This is a genomic window from Serratia sp. NCCP-200, assembly GCF_059697885.1.
Genome location: NZ_BAAKUJ010000006.1, coordinates 139713 through 157231, shown reverse-complemented (window position 1 = coordinate 157231; position 17519 = coordinate 139713). Strand labels below are relative to the sequence as shown.

17 protein-coding genes are annotated in these 17519 nt (G+C 55.3%); 13 read left to right on the top strand and 4 right to left on the bottom strand.

All coding sequences use genetic code 11. The features are described 5' to 3' along the window. Positions 1-226: 226 nt before the first annotated feature. The 6 genes from AC6HVW_RS19395 to AC6HVW_RS19370 all read left to right on the top strand — a co-directional run bounded on the left by AC6HVW_RS19395 (position 227) and on the right by AC6HVW_RS19370 (position 6432). Positions 227-865: a vWA domain-containing protein gene (locus tag AC6HVW_RS19395; RefSeq protein ID WP_021807361.1), complete on the top strand. Its 639-nt coding sequence runs from the start codon at positions 227-229 to the stop codon at positions 863-865. Positions 866-885: 20 nt separating this feature from the next. Next, the gene (locus tag AC6HVW_RS19390; protein ID WP_021181609.1) at positions 886-1530 is read left to right on the top strand and encodes a TerD family protein; all 645 of its coding nucleotides are present in this window, start codon (positions 886-888) and stop codon (positions 1528-1530) included. Then, positions 1527-2165 (top strand): vWA domain-containing protein, encoded by a 639-nt coding sequence (locus tag AC6HVW_RS19385; RefSeq protein ID WP_021807360.1) that lies wholly within the window; start codon positions 1527-1529, stop codon positions 2163-2165. Before AC6HVW_RS19390 ends, AC6HVW_RS19385 begins: the two co-directional genes overlap by 4 nt. A gap of 95 nt (positions 2166-2260) precedes the next feature. After that, positions 2261-3301, top strand: coding sequence for a TerY-C metal binding domain-containing protein (locus AC6HVW_RS19380; protein ID WP_071682766.1), 1041 nt, complete (start codon positions 2261-2263; stop codon positions 3299-3301). Continuing rightward, the gene (locus AC6HVW_RS19375; RefSeq protein ID WP_497569642.1) at positions 3301-4902 is read left to right on the top strand and encodes a PP2C family serine/threonine-protein phosphatase; all 1602 of its coding nucleotides are present in this window, start codon (positions 3301-3303) and stop codon (positions 4900-4902) included. Before AC6HVW_RS19380 ends, AC6HVW_RS19375 begins: the two co-directional genes overlap by 1 nt. 30 nt (positions 4903-4932) lie before the next feature. Further along, complete coding sequence (locus tag AC6HVW_RS19370) at positions 4933-6432, top strand: helix-hairpin-helix domain-containing protein (RefSeq protein ID WP_497569641.1); 1500 nt, start codon at positions 4933-4935, stop codon at positions 6430-6432. Positions 6433-6544: 112 nt separating this feature from the next. Here AC6HVW_RS19370 and AC6HVW_RS19365 read toward each other — a convergent pair whose 3' ends face one another. Further along, a complete protein-coding gene (locus AC6HVW_RS19365; protein ID WP_497569640.1) occupies positions 6545-7117 on the bottom strand; it encodes a response regulator transcription factor in 573 nt (190 codons plus the stop codon). A 76-nt stretch (positions 7118-7193) separates the two neighbouring features. Beyond that, the gene (locus AC6HVW_RS19360) at positions 7194-7451 is read right to left on the bottom strand and encodes a FaeA/PapI family transcriptional regulator (RefSeq protein ID WP_021181614.1); all 258 of its coding nucleotides are present in this window, start codon (positions 7449-7451) and stop codon (positions 7194-7196) included. A 774-nt stretch (positions 7452-8225) separates the two neighbouring features. Between AC6HVW_RS19360 and AC6HVW_RS19355 the strand changes: the two genes are divergently transcribed. The 7 genes from AC6HVW_RS19355 (at position 8226) to AC6HVW_RS19325 (ending at position 15293) form a co-directional block, all read left to right on the top strand. Continuing rightward, positions 8226-8774: a fimbrial protein gene (locus AC6HVW_RS19355; RefSeq protein ID WP_071682762.1), complete on the top strand. Its 549-nt coding sequence runs from the start codon at positions 8226-8228 to the stop codon at positions 8772-8774. 44 nt (positions 8775-8818) lie between these two features. Next, the gene (locus AC6HVW_RS19350; protein ID WP_081367078.1) at positions 8819-9544 is read left to right on the top strand and encodes a fimbrial biogenesis chaperone; all 726 of its coding nucleotides are present in this window, start codon (positions 8819-8821) and stop codon (positions 9542-9544) included. After that, positions 9519-10079, top strand: a complete 561-nt coding sequence (locus AC6HVW_RS19345; protein WP_071682761.1) for a fimbrial protein — start codon at positions 9519-9521, stop codon at positions 10077-10079. Before AC6HVW_RS19350 ends, AC6HVW_RS19345 begins: the two co-directional genes overlap by 26 nt. A gap of 7 nt (positions 10080-10086) precedes the next feature. Further along, the gene (locus AC6HVW_RS19340) at positions 10087-10806 is read left to right on the top strand and encodes a fimbrial biogenesis chaperone (RefSeq protein WP_071682760.1); all 720 of its coding nucleotides are present in this window, start codon (positions 10087-10089) and stop codon (positions 10804-10806) included. Further along, positions 10803-11537 carry a fimbrial biogenesis chaperone gene (locus tag AC6HVW_RS19335; RefSeq protein ID WP_368439080.1) on the top strand — a complete coding sequence of 245 codons (735 nt, stop codon included), beginning with the start codon at positions 10803-10805 and terminating at the stop codon, positions 11535-11537. Before AC6HVW_RS19340 ends, AC6HVW_RS19335 begins: the two co-directional genes overlap by 4 nt. 61 nt (positions 11538-11598) lie before the next feature. Next, positions 11599-14190: a fimbria/pilus outer membrane usher protein gene (locus tag AC6HVW_RS19330; protein WP_497569639.1), complete on the top strand. Its 2592-nt coding sequence runs from the start codon at positions 11599-11601 to the stop codon at positions 14188-14190. A 224-nt stretch (positions 14191-14414) separates the two neighbouring features. Next, positions 14415-15293: an adhesin gene (locus AC6HVW_RS19325; protein WP_497569638.1), complete on the top strand. Its 879-nt coding sequence runs from the start codon at positions 14415-14417 to the stop codon at positions 15291-15293. Between the two features lie 421 nt (positions 15294-15714). Here the strand turns inward: AC6HVW_RS19325 and AC6HVW_RS19320 are convergent, their stop codons facing one another. Both AC6HVW_RS19320 and AC6HVW_RS19315 read right to left on the bottom strand, forming a co-directional pair. Beyond that, on the bottom strand, positions 15715-16299 hold the full coding sequence (locus tag AC6HVW_RS19320) for a tyrosine-type DNA invertase (protein ID WP_447886386.1): 585 nt from the start codon (positions 16297-16299) through the stop codon (positions 15715-15717). Between the two features lie 461 nt (positions 16300-16760). Beyond that, on the bottom strand, positions 16761-17474 hold the full coding sequence (locus tag AC6HVW_RS19315) for a helix-turn-helix transcriptional regulator (RefSeq protein WP_447886377.1): 714 nt from the start codon (positions 17472-17474) through the stop codon (positions 16761-16763). Positions 17475-17519 lie beyond the last annotated feature (45 nt).

The window sequence follows — 17519 nt, the reverse complement described above, 5'->3', positions numbered from 1 at the left end:
CCGTGCTACAACTCAACGACATCCTCTCTATCAGCCCTGTTACAGATCAGCTCCCGCCCCCGACCATAACTCCGCGCTGGCTCCCTCTCCCTGTGGGAGAGGGTCGGGGTGAGGGGATAAAGCGATCGCAAAATCAACAAATCCACTCCTGCAAACGTGGGTATTTCTGTTGAGATAACGACCAGAACACTTATTATGTAAACTCGGCACTCAATAAGGGAATACGATGAGAAGACTTCCGGTCTATCTGTTACTTGATACTTCGGGCTCCATGACGGGCGAACCCATTGAAGCGGTCAAAAATGGGGTGCAAACGCTGCTTTCCACCCTGCGACAAGATCCCTACGCCCTTGAAACCGCCTATGTTTCCGTCATTACCTTCGATTCTTCCGCACGCCAGGCTGTGCCCCTTACCGATCTGCTGAGCTTCAAGCTGCCAGAACTGGTCGCCAGCGGCACCACCGCGCTGGGTGAGGCACTCTCACTGGTCGCCACCAGCATCAGCAACGAAGTGCAGAAAACCACCGCCGAGACCAAAGGCGATTGGCGCCCGCTGGTGTTCATCATGACCGATGGCTCACCAACGGATGACTGGCGCAAAGGCGTCAGCGACTTTAAAGCCGCCAGAACCGGCGTGGTCGTTGCCTGTGCCGCTGGCCACAGTGCCGAAACCAAAGTGCTCCAGGAAATCACCGAGATCGTCCTCCAGCTGGATACGGCGGACTCCACCTCGATCAAAGCCTTCTTTAAATGGGTGTCGGCCAGCATCTCCGTCGGCAGCCAGAAAGTCGAATCAGGCAAAAAGGAAGTTATTGGCCTGGACGATTTACCGCCACCACCACCCGAAGTTAACGTTGTGCTATAAAACATTTTCAAGGAGATTTTATGTCAGTCAGTTTGCGTAAAGGACAAAGCGTCAGCCTGCGTAAAAACGAACACGACCTTTCCTCAGTCACCATTGGGCTCGGCTGGGATATCAATGAAGAGAAGAAAGGTTTGCTGGGTGGTCTGTTTGGCAAGAAAGAGCCGGAGTATGATCTCGACGTTATCGCCTTCCTGTGTAATGCCCAAGGCAAAGTCGCCGACCTTGGCGATGTGGAAAACGGCCGGCCTTCGCTGGTTAACGGGGACATCATTTTCTTCAACAGCCAGCGCCATAAGTCTGGCCACATCTGGCTGACCGGCGATAACCGCACCGGCGCGGGTGACGGTGATGACGAGCAGATTATCGCCCAGTTGAACTCCCTCGATCCCAAGTACGAAAAAATCGTCTTCATCGTGCAGATCTATAACGGCCAGGAGCTGAAGCAGCACTTCGGCAAGGTGCAAAACGCCTTTATCCGCGCGGTGGATGCCAAAAACGTGGAAATGGCGCGTTTCGATCTTTCGGGCGGGGCCGCCTTTGATGGCCAGCGTTCCATGCTGTTTGCCGAGTTGGTGCGTGAAAGCACCGGCTGGAAGCTGAACGCCATTGGCGAACCTTCCGAGTCCGACTCCTTCGTGTCCCACTTGAAGAACTACCTGCAATGAGAAGATTACCCGTTTACCTGCTGATTGATACCTCCGGGTCGATGCGCGGGGAATCTATCCATGCCGTTAACGTGGGCATTCAGTCGATGATGAGCGCGCTGCGCCAGGACCCGTATGCGCTGGAAAGCGTGCATATCTCCATCATCACCTTTGATAACGAAGCCCGGGAGTTTATCCCGCTAACCTCATTGGAAGAGTTCCAGTTCTCCGACATTGTCGTCCCCAGCGCGGGTGGCACCTTCACCGGGGCCGCGCTTGAGTGCCTGATCAAATGTGTCGATCGGGATATCCACCGCTCCGATGGCGATCAGAAAGGCGATTGGCGGCCATTGGTATTCCTGATGACCGATGGCACCCCGTCAGACAGCTATGCCTATGGCGAGGCGATCAAAGAAGTCAAAAAACGTTCCTTCGGTTCCATTATCGCCTGTGCGGTCGGGCCGAAGGCCAAGCATGAACACCTCAAGCAACTGACCTCTCAGGTTGTGGCCCTCGAAACTCTGGATTCAACGGCCTTTTCCGGCTTCTTCAAATGGGTGTCGGCCAGCGTCGCGTCAGGCAGTTCCAGTGCGGGTGTTAACGCCGGGCAGGATAACCTCCCGCCACCACCACCGGAAATACAGCTGGTTCTGTAGCCAACAGGCAAAGCCTCTACCCGGAGCTTTGCCTGTTTTTTCATTGCCCCATGACGCGCATTGCAAGAAGCATCCGCCTGACGAGGTTTTTAACCATGAGAAGACTGCCCATCTTCCTGGTCTTGGACTGCTCAGAGTCCATGATCGGGGAAAGCCTGAAGAAAATGAATGATGGCCTGCAAAGGATCGTCAGCGACCTGAAAAAAGACCCCCACGCGCTTGAAACCGCCTGGATATCGGTGATCGCCTTCGCCGGGGTGGCAAAAACCATCGTACCGCTGGTCGAGGTGGTGTCATTTTATCCCCCTCGCCTGCCGATCGGCGGTGGCACCAACCTGGGCGCGGCATTGCGGGAACTTACCCGTCAGTTGGATCAACAGGTCAGAAAAACCACCCAGGAACGCAAAGGCGACTGGAAACCGGTGGTGTACCTGCTCACGGATGGCCGCCCAACGGACGATACCGCCCCCGAAATCAGGCGCTGGAAAGAAAACTACGCCAATAAAGTCAACCTGATCGCCATCGGCCTTGGCCCTTCGGCGGATATGAACATCCTGCGGCAGTTGACCGATAACGTCTTGCTGTTCACCGACAGCCAGGAAGGGGATTTCGCCCAGTTCATTAAGTGGATCACCGCGTCTGTCTCTGCCCACAGCCGCAGCGTGGGGGAAGATGCGCCTCCGTTGCTAACCCACACCGACCACATTGTGAGGCTGGCCAAAGACGATATTGCCAGAGCCTACGACGAAAACTGCGTCACCCTGACGGGCCGTTGCAGCAAGTCACGCCGCCCTTATCTGATGAAATACGAACGCCCGGCCATTAACCTCTCCACGCTGGATTTCAAGCTCAATATCAACGGCTTTAACCTCAACGGCTGCTTCCCGATCGATGAGGATTATTTTGCCTGGAGCGATGAATCGGCGTCTGCCATTCAGGTCAATACCAGCGAACTGCACGGCGTGCCGGGTTGCCCGTACTGCGGCAATGCCAGCGCCTTTGCGATGTGTACCTGCGGCAAGCTGCTGTGCGTCAACGGGCCCGATGACGTTATCTGCCCGTGGTGCGATAAGGGGCTGACGTTCAGGGAAAACGGCGGCGACTCTGATTTCGACGTGACGCGAGGGAAAGGCTGATGCAAGACGTGGATAAACTGCGCCAAAACGTACTCATGCTGATCCTGGCTGAAACGGGCGCAACGACGGATGACGCCCAGCTTGCCAGCCTGCAAGCCGATGATGAGATCGGCACCTTGCTGACCAACCTCATCACGAAAGTGACGGCCAAGACCCCCGCAACGCTTGAGACAACAGAAGCTCCGCCGTTGGTTGCCAATGACGATACCTTGGCCGACGAGCCAAAAGTGGTCCTCACCAAGGACGATGACACCCCTGTTACCTCGCCAGATACCGAAGATCTGCCAACACCAGACGACTGGCAGAAAGCACAGTTTGATCCGCTGGACGTGCAAGGAGATGCCGCATTGTCTGAAGAAACCGCCAAAGAAAGCCTGAAGCCAGGCCAGATCCCGTCCGGCACCGCTACCCCGATTAGCACGCCGCAGAACATTCAGCCGCAGGCAAAAATCAACGTGGCCAATGCCCGTACCGGCGTCCCCTTCCATTCTGAAATCGATATCGTGCTGGATGATGGAACAAGCGCAGAAGTGCTGGCCGTCGCGTTCTCCAAAGATATCGGTATCACCTTTGATCCGGCGACCTCTTCACTGGCAGGAACCGCCACCGAAAGCGGCGACTTTGACATCACGGTCACCTGGTCTTGCCCTACTGCGCCGCAATGCTCCACCCAAGTGCCCTTTATCGTTAACCCCGACCCGCGCAGCCTGTGGAAAATCCTCGAGCCGCCTGCCGATTCGCGCTATTTCAAACCGCATGTCGCCCATCAGCAGATCCAGGGGCCTGGCGTGAACATCGTGGCAGCCAGCCGCAGAGGGCGTTCACACGAACATGCGGGCACCTTCCGGGATGACGACTTTTACATCGCCAGCAATAGCGATACCGGCTGGAACATCATGTTGGTGGCAGACGGAGCCGGTAGCGCTAAAAACTCGCGCGAGGGCTCGCGCATCGCGACTCAAACCGTAGGCGACTACCTGACGAACCTGTTGAATAGCGACAAAGGGCTGGAACTCAAAGCCTGCGTTGAAAACTGGGGAACCGACGATCAGCGGATAGTCTGGGAGGCGTTTAATCGCCTGTTCCGCCAGGCCGCGATCATGGCCGTCAACAATATCAGTAATGAATCCATCCGGGCCGAAGAGAGCGCTAAATCCTATTCGACCACGCTGCTGGTCACCGTTTCCTTCCGTACCGGGGCCGAGCTGTTCGCCGCCTCATTCTGGTTGGGCGACGGTGCCATTGCGGCCTACGGGCCGGTGGGCAAAGTGCGTGTACTCGGCACACCAGACAGCGGTGAGTATGCGGGCCAAACACGCTTCCTGGATGCCGACGCCGTGAACGATGCGAACTTCAGTAAACGCATCAGCATCGGTAAATGGACCGAGGTCTCTCATCTGGTGCTGATGACAGACGGCGTCTCCGATCCCCGGTTTGAAACGGATAATGGCCTGCAAAATAGCCAGAAGTGGGATGACCTGATCGCGGAGCTGACCCCCTGCCTGAACGATCCCTCGCAGCCCGCAGAGCGGCTGGCCGAATGGCTTAACTTCTTCTCCCCGGGCAATCACGACGATCGGACCCTGATCGTGGCGTGGTGAATGGATTGGACTACATAGCGGGTGAGTAAAATGGCAAATATTGTTACCTGTACCACCAGGGATGGCGAAACCATCCAGTATGTCGATGAGATCATCGGCTCCGGCTCCATGAAGGACGTCTACTTTTCGCCGGACAAATCATACGTAGTGGCGTTCTATAAAAAGCCGCAGAACGAGCAGGCGAAAGAACGCATCGAGATGATCACTGGCCGTTACCGGCAGAACATCTTTGAGCAAGCCGGTGGCGATTACTGGCAAGGGCTGTTTTGTTGGCCCACCAGCATAGTGGAACACGACGGCAAAATCGGCATCGTGGTGCCCACCTACCAGAGCCATTTCTTCTTTAAGTACGGCTCCAAGAATAACGACTTCCTGGGGATTAAAGGCCGCGAGAAGGAAGGTAAATGGTTCGCCAGCGCCAATAACCAGCACAAGTTCCTGGATCCGCGCGAACGTGGCAACACGCTGAATTACCTGAAGGTATGCCTGCTGCTGACCCGGGCCGTCCGGCGTATGCACGCCGCGGGCCTGTGCCATAGCGATCTGAGCTATAAAAACGTGCTGATCGACCCCGAGCAGGGGCACGCCTGCATCATTGACGTCGACGGGCTGGTGGTGCCAGGCAAATATCCCCCAGACGTGGTCGGTACGCCGGACTTTATTGCTCCGGAAGTGGTGAAAACCAGCCATCTACCGAAAGAAGATCCGCAGCGCATACTGCCCAGCATCGCCACCGACAGGCATGCGTTATCCGTGCTGATCTACATGTATCTGTTCTTCCGCCACCCACTGCGCGGCGGCAAGATCCATGACATGGACGATGAGATGCGCGACGAATCCCTGGCGATGGGCGAGAGAGCGCTGTTTATAGAGCACCCGACCGATCACAGCAACGCGGTCAAACTCAACCAGGTCAGCCCTTCATCGTTGCCTTGGGCCGATCCGCAGAAAGTGCCCTACACCATTATGGGCCCCTACCTGACGCCGCTGTTTGAAAGGGCGTTTATCGAAGGCCTGCATGAACCCACCAGGCGGCCAACCGCCGATGAGTGGGAAACGGCTTTGGTGAAAACAGTCGATCTGATCCAACCGTGTCAAAACACGGCCTGCGAACAGAAATGGTACGTGTTCTCCGGTAAAAATCGCCCGGCTTGCCCATATTGCGGTACGCCGTTCAAGGGTAAGCTGCCGATCCTGAACCTTTACTCCTCGCGTAAAGCCGGGAGCTTCCGGCCCGACGATCATCGCCTGATGGTATGGAGCGGCCAGTCGATTTATGCCTGGCACGTGAACCGCCTGATCGCCCCCAACGAACGTACGCCGGACGCGCAGAAAAAACGCGTGGGCTATTTCGTGTTCCATAACGATCAGTGGTGGCTGGTGAATGAAGGCATCAGTGGGCTGCTCTCCTTGCCGGATAAAACCCCGGTGGCGATCGGTGACAAGCTGGCGCTGAACGACGGTGTCCAGTTCGTGCTTTCTACCGAAGAAGGTGGCAGGCTGGTAGTAGTGCAGTTGGTGGAGAACTAAGCGTTGGTGAGTGCGGGGTGCGGCGCGCCTCGCACTGGATTATGGAGGAAAGGAAGATCCACACCTGCGCCCCACAAAAAACAACCATTAGTGCTTTCACCCTTAGGTAGCATCATCCCTCTCCCACTGTGCTCCTCAATATATCCGGGCTGCCTTGCCACAACCAATGGTACAGATCGTGACTGCGCTGGAATCCCAATTTTCGCATGGATGCCTGCTTATGGGCGCTGACGGTCTTGGTGCTGATCTGCAACTTTTTGGCGATCTGTGTAGGCGATAAGCCTGCTGCTATCGCCTGCAAGACCTCTCGCTCTCGCCGAGTGATCTTTTCGTAGTCAGGTACGCAGGTGGCATTATTATTGAGCTGCACGTCGAACAGCCTATCCAGCAGTTGCATCACCGCCTCGGGTTTATCATTCAGGCCGATTTCTCCCTGTTGATAGGTGACCCCTTCAATATTTTTTCGTATAAGGATTTGGTACCGTTGATATCCATCTCCCCGCCAGCTGGCGTTGCTCCTGACAATCAGATCCGCAACTTTCAGATGAATAATATCATTGCAATCAGCATGGAAAAATAGAGGGGATACTCCCCGGAGATAAAAATACCGTTCAAAAAGGTGGCGAACACCTTGTAAGAAATAGAAATTTTTGCCCCACAGAGCAATAACGATGCGTGAGTTCATATTGACACCTTAACAGCCTGATTTTTTTAAATGACACCGTTGATTAGGTGATACATCATTGGGATAAATCCCCACCTCAGGTAGGTGTTGCAATACACCAGCGTAGGCTCTTTTGGTCTGGCACCGATGAGACATGCGCCTTCTTTTTCTTCACCAGTTTCATCAGGTAGTAGCGGGACACATAAATGTTGGTATCACAGTAGTCGGCAATATCCCGGGTCTTGGGCCATTTATCTTGCGGGGGCAATGTGCCCAGAGGGCAATCAACACGGCTCAATACCTGCAGCGCCGTCAGAACCTTGTCGCAGGCTGCATTATGTTTTTTATATTTCATGAGGTTAAACCTTTTCTCTTACAAGCTTAGTGATGCGTCAGCCCGCGCTACAGGCCAAAGCCCACCGTTCAAAGCGGCAAACGGCATGCAGGTCCCGTCTGCTTGGCTTTCTGAGCGTATTTAATACCACATCGGAGTAAAGTATTTATAAACGCTACAATAACGAGTTTTAAATCTGCCTAAATTAAATTTGCGATATAACATATCGGAAACATAATGATACATACGATAATAACTCGCAATTTGACTATAAAAACCATCTGCCAAGGCATTTATTGCGAAATTGCTTTGCCTATCAAAAAACACTTTTCAAAAATAAAGTTGGCCGTAATAATTCCGACCTAAATCGATGGATAGGAAAGATCTTAAGGATATAGGAAATAAATCGCGAGATTAATCTTAATAAAAAATGAAAGATCTGGCTTTCGATTTAGGAAATCATTGGATCAGGAAAATCCTCCATTTCCAGCTCAGTCAAACTGTGTCTCCAGTGATGGGAAGACAGCCGCACACTAAAACTTAACAAGGCTTTCATGCTTGATGGATAGCCAACCGCTCTCAATCCATTAAGCACAGAACCTTGGCATAAAAACGCATGAAAATAGCATCAGGATGCCTTACTCACGTCTAAAAAAATTGACGGCATCAGTAGTGATTATTTTATTGAAGATACTTTGTCTGTTCGGACTGTTCAGATAAATGATGGCTCGTGGCTAATAATCAGCTACGAAATGATTATATTCACCTTTTTAATACGTAAATAAGGAATTCATTATGCGTAAGTCTATTTTTACTCTGGCTCCGGTGGTTGCGGCTCTGTTGGCAGGATCTGGCGTGGCTCAGGCCGCATCTAACGCCCAGATGACCATTACCGCCAACGTTGTTGCGGCGACCTGTGACGTTTCTCTCTCCAACGCTAGCTTGGATCTGGGTAACTATTCCAAGTCTGCCTTCACTACAGTCGCCACTCCGGTAACCGCAAGTGTAAAAACCTTCACCGTGGGTCTGAGCAATTGTGAAACTCCGGCCAAGACGGGTGATAAGGCAAGCCTGATTGTGACCGGCCAAACGCTGGGGGGGAACCCGAACATATTTAACAGCACTGGTACCAACACTGGCGTCATGCTCAGTGAAACAGCCACACCAACAAAGTACATCACCAATGGCCAGAAATTGGCGGTAGCGACCGCAGGTGCAACCCCGGCGGCAGGCGATTTCAACGCGAAATCCTTGAGCCTGCAGGCTGGTTTGGCCTCTACGTCCCTCACGCCAGATATCGGTATGGTTAGCGCCCCAATCCTGTTCAGCTTTGCCTACAACTGATGTGTTCCAGCGGGCCGATGGCCCGCCTTTTCAGGATCCGCAATATGACGCGCTTTATCTCCCTGTTTTCGTTGCTAGTGGCCCTGCTGGGTGCACCGTTGGCAGGCTGGTCCGCCGGGTTTGGCATTAATGCCACCCGCCTGATTTACCCTGAAGGGGCCAGCAGTATCAACGTCGCAGTACGCAACACCCTTAACCACGAACCGTACTTGGTACAAACGGCTATCAGCGGTAAACAGGATGCACAGACCGCGGCCCCGTTCACCGTAACGCCGCCGCTGTTCCGTCTGGAACCGCAAAGTACCAATCAGTTACGTATTGCCTTTACCGGCCAGCCGCTACCCGGCGATCGGGAGTCGGTGTTTTATTTGCATGCCACCGCTATTCCGACCAGTACGCAACTGGATCCGACTCAGCAGCGTAATGACGTTCAGGCCCAACTGCGCTTCGGCGTGGGCAACATTATCAAGCTGTTCTACCGGCCTGCGAGCTTGAGCGGCTCCTCCGCCGCAGCCCAAAGTGGGTTGCAGTTCTCCCGCGTGGCTGGGGGGCTAAAGGTGACCAATCCCTCTCCCTATTTTGTCAGCCTGGCCGACTTGACGGTGAATGGGCAACAACTGGCCTTGGATACGCCGGCTGCACTCATGCTCCCCCCTTTCGGCAACCATATCTGGCCGGTTAAAACACCGTTGGCAACCGGCAAGCGGGTGCAGTGGCAGACCATTAATGATACCGGAGGCACCGATGCGTTCAGCGCAACGTTACCTTAAGGCCGTGCTGGCTGTAATGCTGGCAGGTGGTGGAGCGGTATCCGCCCCGGTGCAGGCCGTGACGCTGGATTTCTCAGCCGTGCTGACCAATGGCACCTGTACGCTCAGCCTGGATAAAAGCACTCTGCCTTTGGGTGTCATCGCTAAATCACAGCTGCGCCCAAACCAGCTTGTTGCTCCACAGCCCTTTACCCTCTCCGTGCAGGACTGCACCGGCTCTGCGGGCGGCAGCCTTAAACCTGTCGTGACTATCGCTGGCACTGGCACCACCCAAGACAGTAAATGGCTGTTTCGCAATGCCGGATCGGCGGCGAATACCGGGATTTTGGTGATCCAGAGTGCCACCGTGCCGGATTACAGCCAGCCCGAAGTCAAAAACAACAGCGTGCTTTCACTGGCTAACGCCGGGCAGATACCGGTCAACCAGACGTTCACCTTTTATGCCGGTGCCAGTTGTGGCGGCAGCAACGGGTGTGCCACGGTCGCGACCGGTGACGTGACGGCCACGCTGGTGTTTACGTTTCTCTATCAGTGAGGGCCCGATGACACAGCGATTTCATCAGGTGCTATCAAGCCTGCTGCTCACCTTCAGCCTGTCTGCACAGGCAGGGAGCGGCGGCATCAGCCTGGGGCAGACACGCGTTATTTTTTCTGCCGCGGATAAAGCGCAAACCCTCACCGTCAGCAATAGCGGGCAACAGGCTTATCTGGTCCAGGCTCGAGTACAAAACGGCCTGGACGATACGACCCCCGCACCGTTTATCGTTACGCCACCGCTGTTCTCGCTGCAAGGCGATAGCCGCCAACTGCTACGACTATTGCCGCAGGACGCCACGCTGCCCTCCGACCAGGAATCGCTGTTTTATCTCTCTATCTCGGCCATTCCTGCACAGGCTGAACCCGTAACGGCGGCCGATCGGCTGTCGGTAGGGGTACGTTTCGTGATCAAGCTGTTTTATCGCCCGCAAGGGTTGGCGTTACCCGCGGACAACACCCCGTGCCTGCTGACGTTCAAGCGTGAAGCGCACGGCGTGCGGGCCATCAATCCCACCGGCTATTTTCAGACCCTGGGGATGCTGACCGTTGACGGGCATACCGTGGCGTTAGACCAACAACCGGCGATGGTGCCTCCGCACAGCAGTATCACCCTGGCCGTTGACGGGCCGGTGAATAAGGTGGCCTGGCAGACACTCACCGACTATGGCGGACTCTCCAAGTCCTGCCAGCAGACAGGCTCAGCCTCCACGGAGACCACACCATGAAATACCCTATTTATCTTCTGATGGGCCTATGCCTGTTGGTCAACAAAATGGGCCTGGCACAGGCTCAGGACAACGCCTCGCCGGGGATATCCTTTTACGTGCTGCGGGTGATTTACCCGGAGGGCGAAAAGCAGGGAGTGACGCTAACCGCCTACAACAAAAGCCCGGCGCCGTACCTGATGCAGTCATGGATCCGCCCGGTCGATCCGGCCACCGGGGACGTCGATCTGAACTGGCATGGCACCCCGGTGATGCCGTTTATTGTCACGCCGCCGCTGGCTCGCCTGGAAGCGAACGGTGAACTGGCGCTGCGTATCCGGCGCAACGATATGCCACTGCCTAACGACCGGGAATCGGTGTTTTTTATCTCCATGAAGGCGCTGCCCACCCAGCAACCCGACGGTGAGCAGATGGTGATGACGGTCGTGAGCAATATCAAACTGTTTTACCGCCCGGCGGGATTGGTGAAACGCGCCGTGGCAGACATGGCCCCGAAGCTGACCTTCAACCGGGCAGGCGACCAATTGACAGCAACCAACCCGACCCCCTACTGGCTCACCTTCTCCCGCCTGGCGGTGGGGAATGTGGCGTTGGACAAACCGGCTCTGCGCCTGATGGTGCCCCCTTTCGGCAAGCAGTCTTACACCCTGCCCGCCACCGCGAGCGGGAAAGTCAGCTGGCAGCTGATCGATGAAGATGGCTGGGATACTCCGGTTGCCCAACAGGACTGACGATTTCTCCCTTCCTGGCTCGTTACGGGGAGCCACGTTCTTTCAGACGGATAGGATAATAATGAAAATTCACCCTCTTGCCCTTGCTCTTTTCCCACTCCTGGTGGGCAGCGCATTGATTGCAGGCACGTCTCCAGCCTGGGGCCGCGACTACTTTGACCCGGCGCTGTTGTCGCTGGGTGGTGGCCTGGAAGCCGTCACCGACCTGAGTGCGTTTGAAAGCGCCGGACAGACCCCGCCGGGGACTTATCTAGTGACGGTGTTGGTCAACCGCAGCGAGCGTGGCCAATACCGCGTCGTGTTCACCCCAAGTGATAAGGGCCAGGTCAGCCCGGAATTGACCCCGGCCTTCCTGGCAGAGATGGGGATCAATACCCCCGCATTGCCCGCTTTTGGCGGATTGCCGGTCGACAAGCCCGTCAGTGACCTGGCCACCCTGATCCCTGATGCCCGGGTGCACTTTGATTTTCAGCAACAGCGCCTGGAACTCAGTATTCCCCAGGTGGCGATGAAGCCAGACGCCAGCAGCGTGGTTAACCCTGCACTATGGGACCAGGGCATGACCGCGTTTTTACTCAACTATACGCTCAACGGCGGGCGTAGCCGTCAGGACGGACAGTGGGGCCAATCCAACAGCGAACAGAAAAACCTGTTTCTGGGGCTGCACAGCGGATTGAACTGGCAGGCCTGGCGCCTGCGCAGTGACATGACCTACACCTACAATAACAGCCGCAGTGGCTATGCCGACAGGCAAAGCAACCAGCAAACCCGTTTCTCAAATACCTATCTGCAACGCGATATCCAGGCCTGGCGTTCGGATGTGCTGGCTGGGGAAAACAACACCGGCAATGACGTTTTCGACAGCATTCCGTTTCGTGGGGTGAAATTGAGCTCCAGCGAAGACATGCTGCCGCTCAGCCTGCGGGGATTTGCCCCGGTGATCAGCGGCATTGCACAGAGCAACGCCCGGGTTACCGTCAGCCAGAACGGTAACGTGGTGTACCAGGCGTATGTCGCCCCGGGGCCGTTTCGGATTAATGACCTGTACCAGACCGGACAAGGGGGAGACCTGACGGTCACGGTGACCGAAGCGGATGGCAGCGTACGTACCTGGACCCAGGCCTTCTCGGCTCTGCCGGTGATGCAACGTCCGGGTGGGTTGAAGTACGAACTGACCGCTGGGCGCTACAACGGCGGCATCACCACCGGTTCCAGAGAGGCCCATTTTGCGTTGGGCACCCTGATTTACGGGCTGCCCCATGACATCACGTTGTACGGCGGCGGGCTGATAGCGGAGAAATACGCCTCGGCGGTGGCAGGCAGCGGGATTTCGCTGGGGGATTTCGGCGCCATGTCGGCGGACGTGACCCTCTCATCGGTCCGCATGTATGAAGAAAGACAGAGCGGCCAGTCATACCGAGTACGTTATGCCAAAAGCCTGCTCAGCACGGGCACCTCGGTGGACCTGACGGCTTATCGTTACTCCACCCGACACTATTACAACTTTGCCGACTTCAACAACAGCGGTTATCAGCTCAGTGAAGGCCAGGTGCCCTGGGCACTGGCCCGACAGCGTTCGGATTTCCAGGTGCGGATAACCCAGCAACTGGGGGGTTTTGGTTCGCTGTACCTGTCGGGTGCGCGCAGTGATTACTGGGGCGATGAGCAGGTGAACAACACCCTGTCGGCAGGTTACAACGGCAGTTGGCACGGCGTGAGCTATGGCCTGGCCTACAGCGTTGACCGGATAAAATCCGACGGGGATTGGCCGCAGAACCGCCAGTTGGCGTTCAATATGCAGGTACCGTTCAGCCTGTTCAGCGCGCAACCCGCCCTCAACCGCAGCTACGCCAGTTATCAGATGACGCACGACAGTGAAGGCCGTGTACGGCAACAAGTGGGGGTGAGCGGCTCGGCGGCGGAAGACCGCCTGTCCTATAGCCTGATGCAGGGATGGAGTAACAACAACCAGAGTGGCAACGGGGGTAGCACCAGCAACCTGAATCTGGGTTGGCAGGGGAGCCAGGGCATGGTCAGCGCCGGGTACAGCCACAGCAGCCGCTATAACTCGCTGAATGTGAGTGGTAACGGGGGGCTGGTAGTTCACCCCAACGGGGTGACGCTGAGCCAGCAACTGGGCAATTCAGTAGCAGTGGTTCGTGCACCGGGCGCTGCCGGGGTGAGCGTGATGAACGGCGGAGTCCGTACCGACAGCCGCGGTTATGCAGTGGTGCCGTACCTGTCTCCTTACCAGAACAACACGGTGAGCCTGAACCCGTCGACGCTGCCGGAAGATGTCGACCTGCCGCAGAGCAGCACCAATGTCTATCCCACCAAAGGGGCGGTGGTAGCGGCCACGTTTACGCCACGCACCGGCTATCAGGCGCTGATAACCCTGACCCAGGCTGGCATGCCGGTACCCTTCGGCACGCTCGTGACACTGACCGGGGAGGGCGCGGAGATCAACAGCGGCATCGTGGGTGATGCCGGCCAGGTGTACCTAAGCGGGTTGCCGGAACAGGGAAAATTGCGCGCGGCGTGGGGCCGTGGGGCTGCGCAGCAGTGCCTGGCCCACTTCAGCCTGAGCAAGGCAGCAGTATCAGCAAATAATCCAGTGCGCATGCTGAATGTGCAATGTGAGGAAGGACAGTGATTAAACAACGTTTGATAAAGACAGCATCATACGGTATCGCCAGCATGGCGTTAATGATACCCCTTGCGGCCCCCGCTCTGGCGGAAACCATCACCATCGGTAAGGGCACAGGGATCCTATGGGAGGGCATGCCGTTTAACGCGACATTAAGTGGCCCTCTCGATCATCCGAAACTTGATCCCATATACGGACTCTTGTCAGTCTCCAAGTCAATGACCCGGTGTATGGCCTCAAATGAATTGAAAAGCATTGGTGGCTATTTGGCCTTCCCGCTGACCGGGGTACCTGGAGTCGGATTGATGCCTCGGGCCTCGGGTAGCGCCACTTATACCCTAAGTAACAATTCACAGGGGAAGTTGACTGGCACCATTGGCCAGCCAGAAACCAGAGGCTCCTCAACGTCACAAGGGAATATTACCTCACCGCCAGACTATACATGGTGCCTGCCCCCTGCCATGTCGTCGAATGATACATTTTACTCAAGTTCCGGTACTCGTACGGCGACGCTCTCAGGCACCTGGGTACTGGTGGCGGACGGCAGCCAAAAAGCTGGAGAGGGTTCAGTTCCCCCCATGTATTTTGGTAGCTTTTCCGCCACTACCTCAGGGGATAGAAGGACCTCTATACTGCCCACCAATATTTCCCTGCGCATCTCCACGCTGGAATGTAGCGTGAATACCCCGACGGCCATCAACTTCGGATCGGTCATTCGCAATACCCAGGCCAATGCGGAACTGGCGGTGAAGCCCGTGCAACTGGTTGCCACCTGCGGGCAGCCTACTGACCAGATAAATGCCAATATCAATCTGCAGTTCCGCGCCATCAGCGGTCTGTACAACAGTGCACCCTCACGGCTGGCATTAAACCAGAAGGGAGGCTATATCACCGGGGAAATTGATAACGGGGTGACCGGCAGTGGCGACTGTAAGGCCACAACCGGCTTGCGCTTTGATAACTCCCTCATAAAACTGGGCAGCATCACCAATGCGGAAAGCAGCAAAACCTTGACCAATCAGCTCACCTGGCGACTGTGTTCAGGAGGCAGTAGCGTGCCATTCGGTGCGGTCACTGCCTCTACAGAAATGCTGGTGACGTTTAACTGAGCCGCATTTGGGGCTGCTGGCGGTTGGGTTGTATTCCAACCGTCCAGCGTGTTGAAGCTGATCTCCACCGACATACCGACAAGCAGGATTTTTTATGCCAACCACGCAAAAACACCTTTAGCGATTTATCCCGAATTCCCGGATGGTTGTGTTTTGCTCACGTTCGCCTTCTTTATAGCTATGGTTTGATAATAAACCGGTTGAAACCACGGGGAGCCGTACCCGGATGAATACCTTTGGTGCGATCGGTATCAACGATATTTCCCATGCAATTTGAAAGGCTACTAGCCCGAGGAGCCCTTATCCCGAGAATTTTTCTGCATTGCTAAAATAGAATATTCTCAATATCTACCATTCTGGCAGAAAACACGAAAAGTCAAAAAAGTTACCTTCCGACGTTTTTAGGCAATATCAACTCGCGTTATACCAACGGTGAATTCGAAGAGCCATCACTCCCTCTCATCCAGGCTCCATTAAACCTTTCGGCATTGGCCGCCGTATAAATAACCGTATGTCGGATATTACGGTGCCCCAGGTAATCCTGAATCAATCGCGTATCGTTACCGCGCTCGGCAAGATTATACCCGCAAGCATGTCGCAGCATGTGGGGGTGGATAGGTAGGGGGAGATTGGCTTGTTTGCCATATTCTCGCAGTAATTGATAAAAACGCTGCCGGGAAAGGCGCTTCCCTTGCCGCGATAAAAACAGCCACGGTGACTGATGCCCCGGGAGTGTCTCGCGCTCGGCCAGCCAGCGCCCAAGTGCAACGCTCTCTTCCGGCAATAACGGATGGTTAGTACTCAACCCTCCCTTCAAGCGTTTGATACGTATTATTTTCGATAGAGGGTCATAATCCGTCACTTTCAGGCCCGTCAGCTCGCTCACCCTTAGCCCATGTAAAAAGGCCATACTCACCATACAGTAATCGCGATACGAAACCCTATCCTTTGAAATCGTTCTCAATAGACTACGCACTTCTTCCCCGGTTAAATATTTACGCTTCATCATTACGCTCTCTTTGGCTACAGCTAAGAATATTCTTAGTGAAACGTAACAATAATTTTCAAATTAAAAAGAGATATGTGAAATGAAATCGAATATTTGTGACGTTCACCGCGTATCGAAGAGCGTTGATGAATAAATCAACTTCTCATCGTCATCTTGCTCAGCTACCCGCATTCATGACGATGTCGCGCTCCCTCGTGGCACACACTTTCCCCTACAGCAGGCGGCAACACGCAGGGAGCGTTCAATTCCCCTTAGTGCCAGATCATCTTATATAAGCCTTCATCAGAAGATGTGCGTAGTGGGAGAGGAGGTCACCCACATCCTGCGCCGGAAATTCCATCACCACGCAGCTCGCAGCAGCGAGAGATGCCAGCCACCATGCCCACTGGTTCATCGCCACCGCCGCTCTCACATTGTCGGGAGTGCATCGGTGCTCGCCCCCTCTTTGGCTTTGCTCGTCATTCTTTTTTTGCCGGGGCAAGGAGAGTTAACAAAGAGCGTATGTCCTGCGCGCCCAGTTTCATTAATGCACTGAACCGCTGGCTGTAAACGGTCTTCACACTAACTTGCCGCGTTCTTGCCTGTTGTGGAACAGAGCGAAACTGCAGTGTTTGACGCAATACGCTACGTTCGTGTTCTGTCAATTCGTGACTCATCCCACCCCTCTCAGCCATCCATTCCTCTGGCGTGGCTAATACCGCACTACACAGTGCCGGCAGAGAAAGCCGAGCGTCCACAATACGCACATTGGCCATTCCCATAGCGATGAGCAGGGGCTGTACGCCCGCAACATCAAAGGGTGATAGCACCACCACCTGATGATAACGCACCGCCGCGTACGGCATCATCTCACTCAGTTGCAACAACGCTATTAACGCCTCCCGGGTCAGGAACGGCAGTCGCACGACCAGGCACCGCACAATCTGATTATCTAATGCATAGGGCCACGTCGTCTGTAGCGCCTCATCCAACGAACTGACACCGACGACACGCTTCCCCCCTTTCATAAAGGGAGGATGTTTTAACGCGGAATGCAGCCCCATACGGCCGTAGCTACAGGCATCAACACATGCCACAAACCAGCCGTGTGCCTCACCAGGCGCTGATGCATACCGAGCCAGGCCGGGCGCATAGTCATAGGTATAAAGTCGATTGCTTTGGGGGTCAGCCATATCTCTACTCTCCTTGCGAGCGACTCGCTGCAATCAATGTCATGC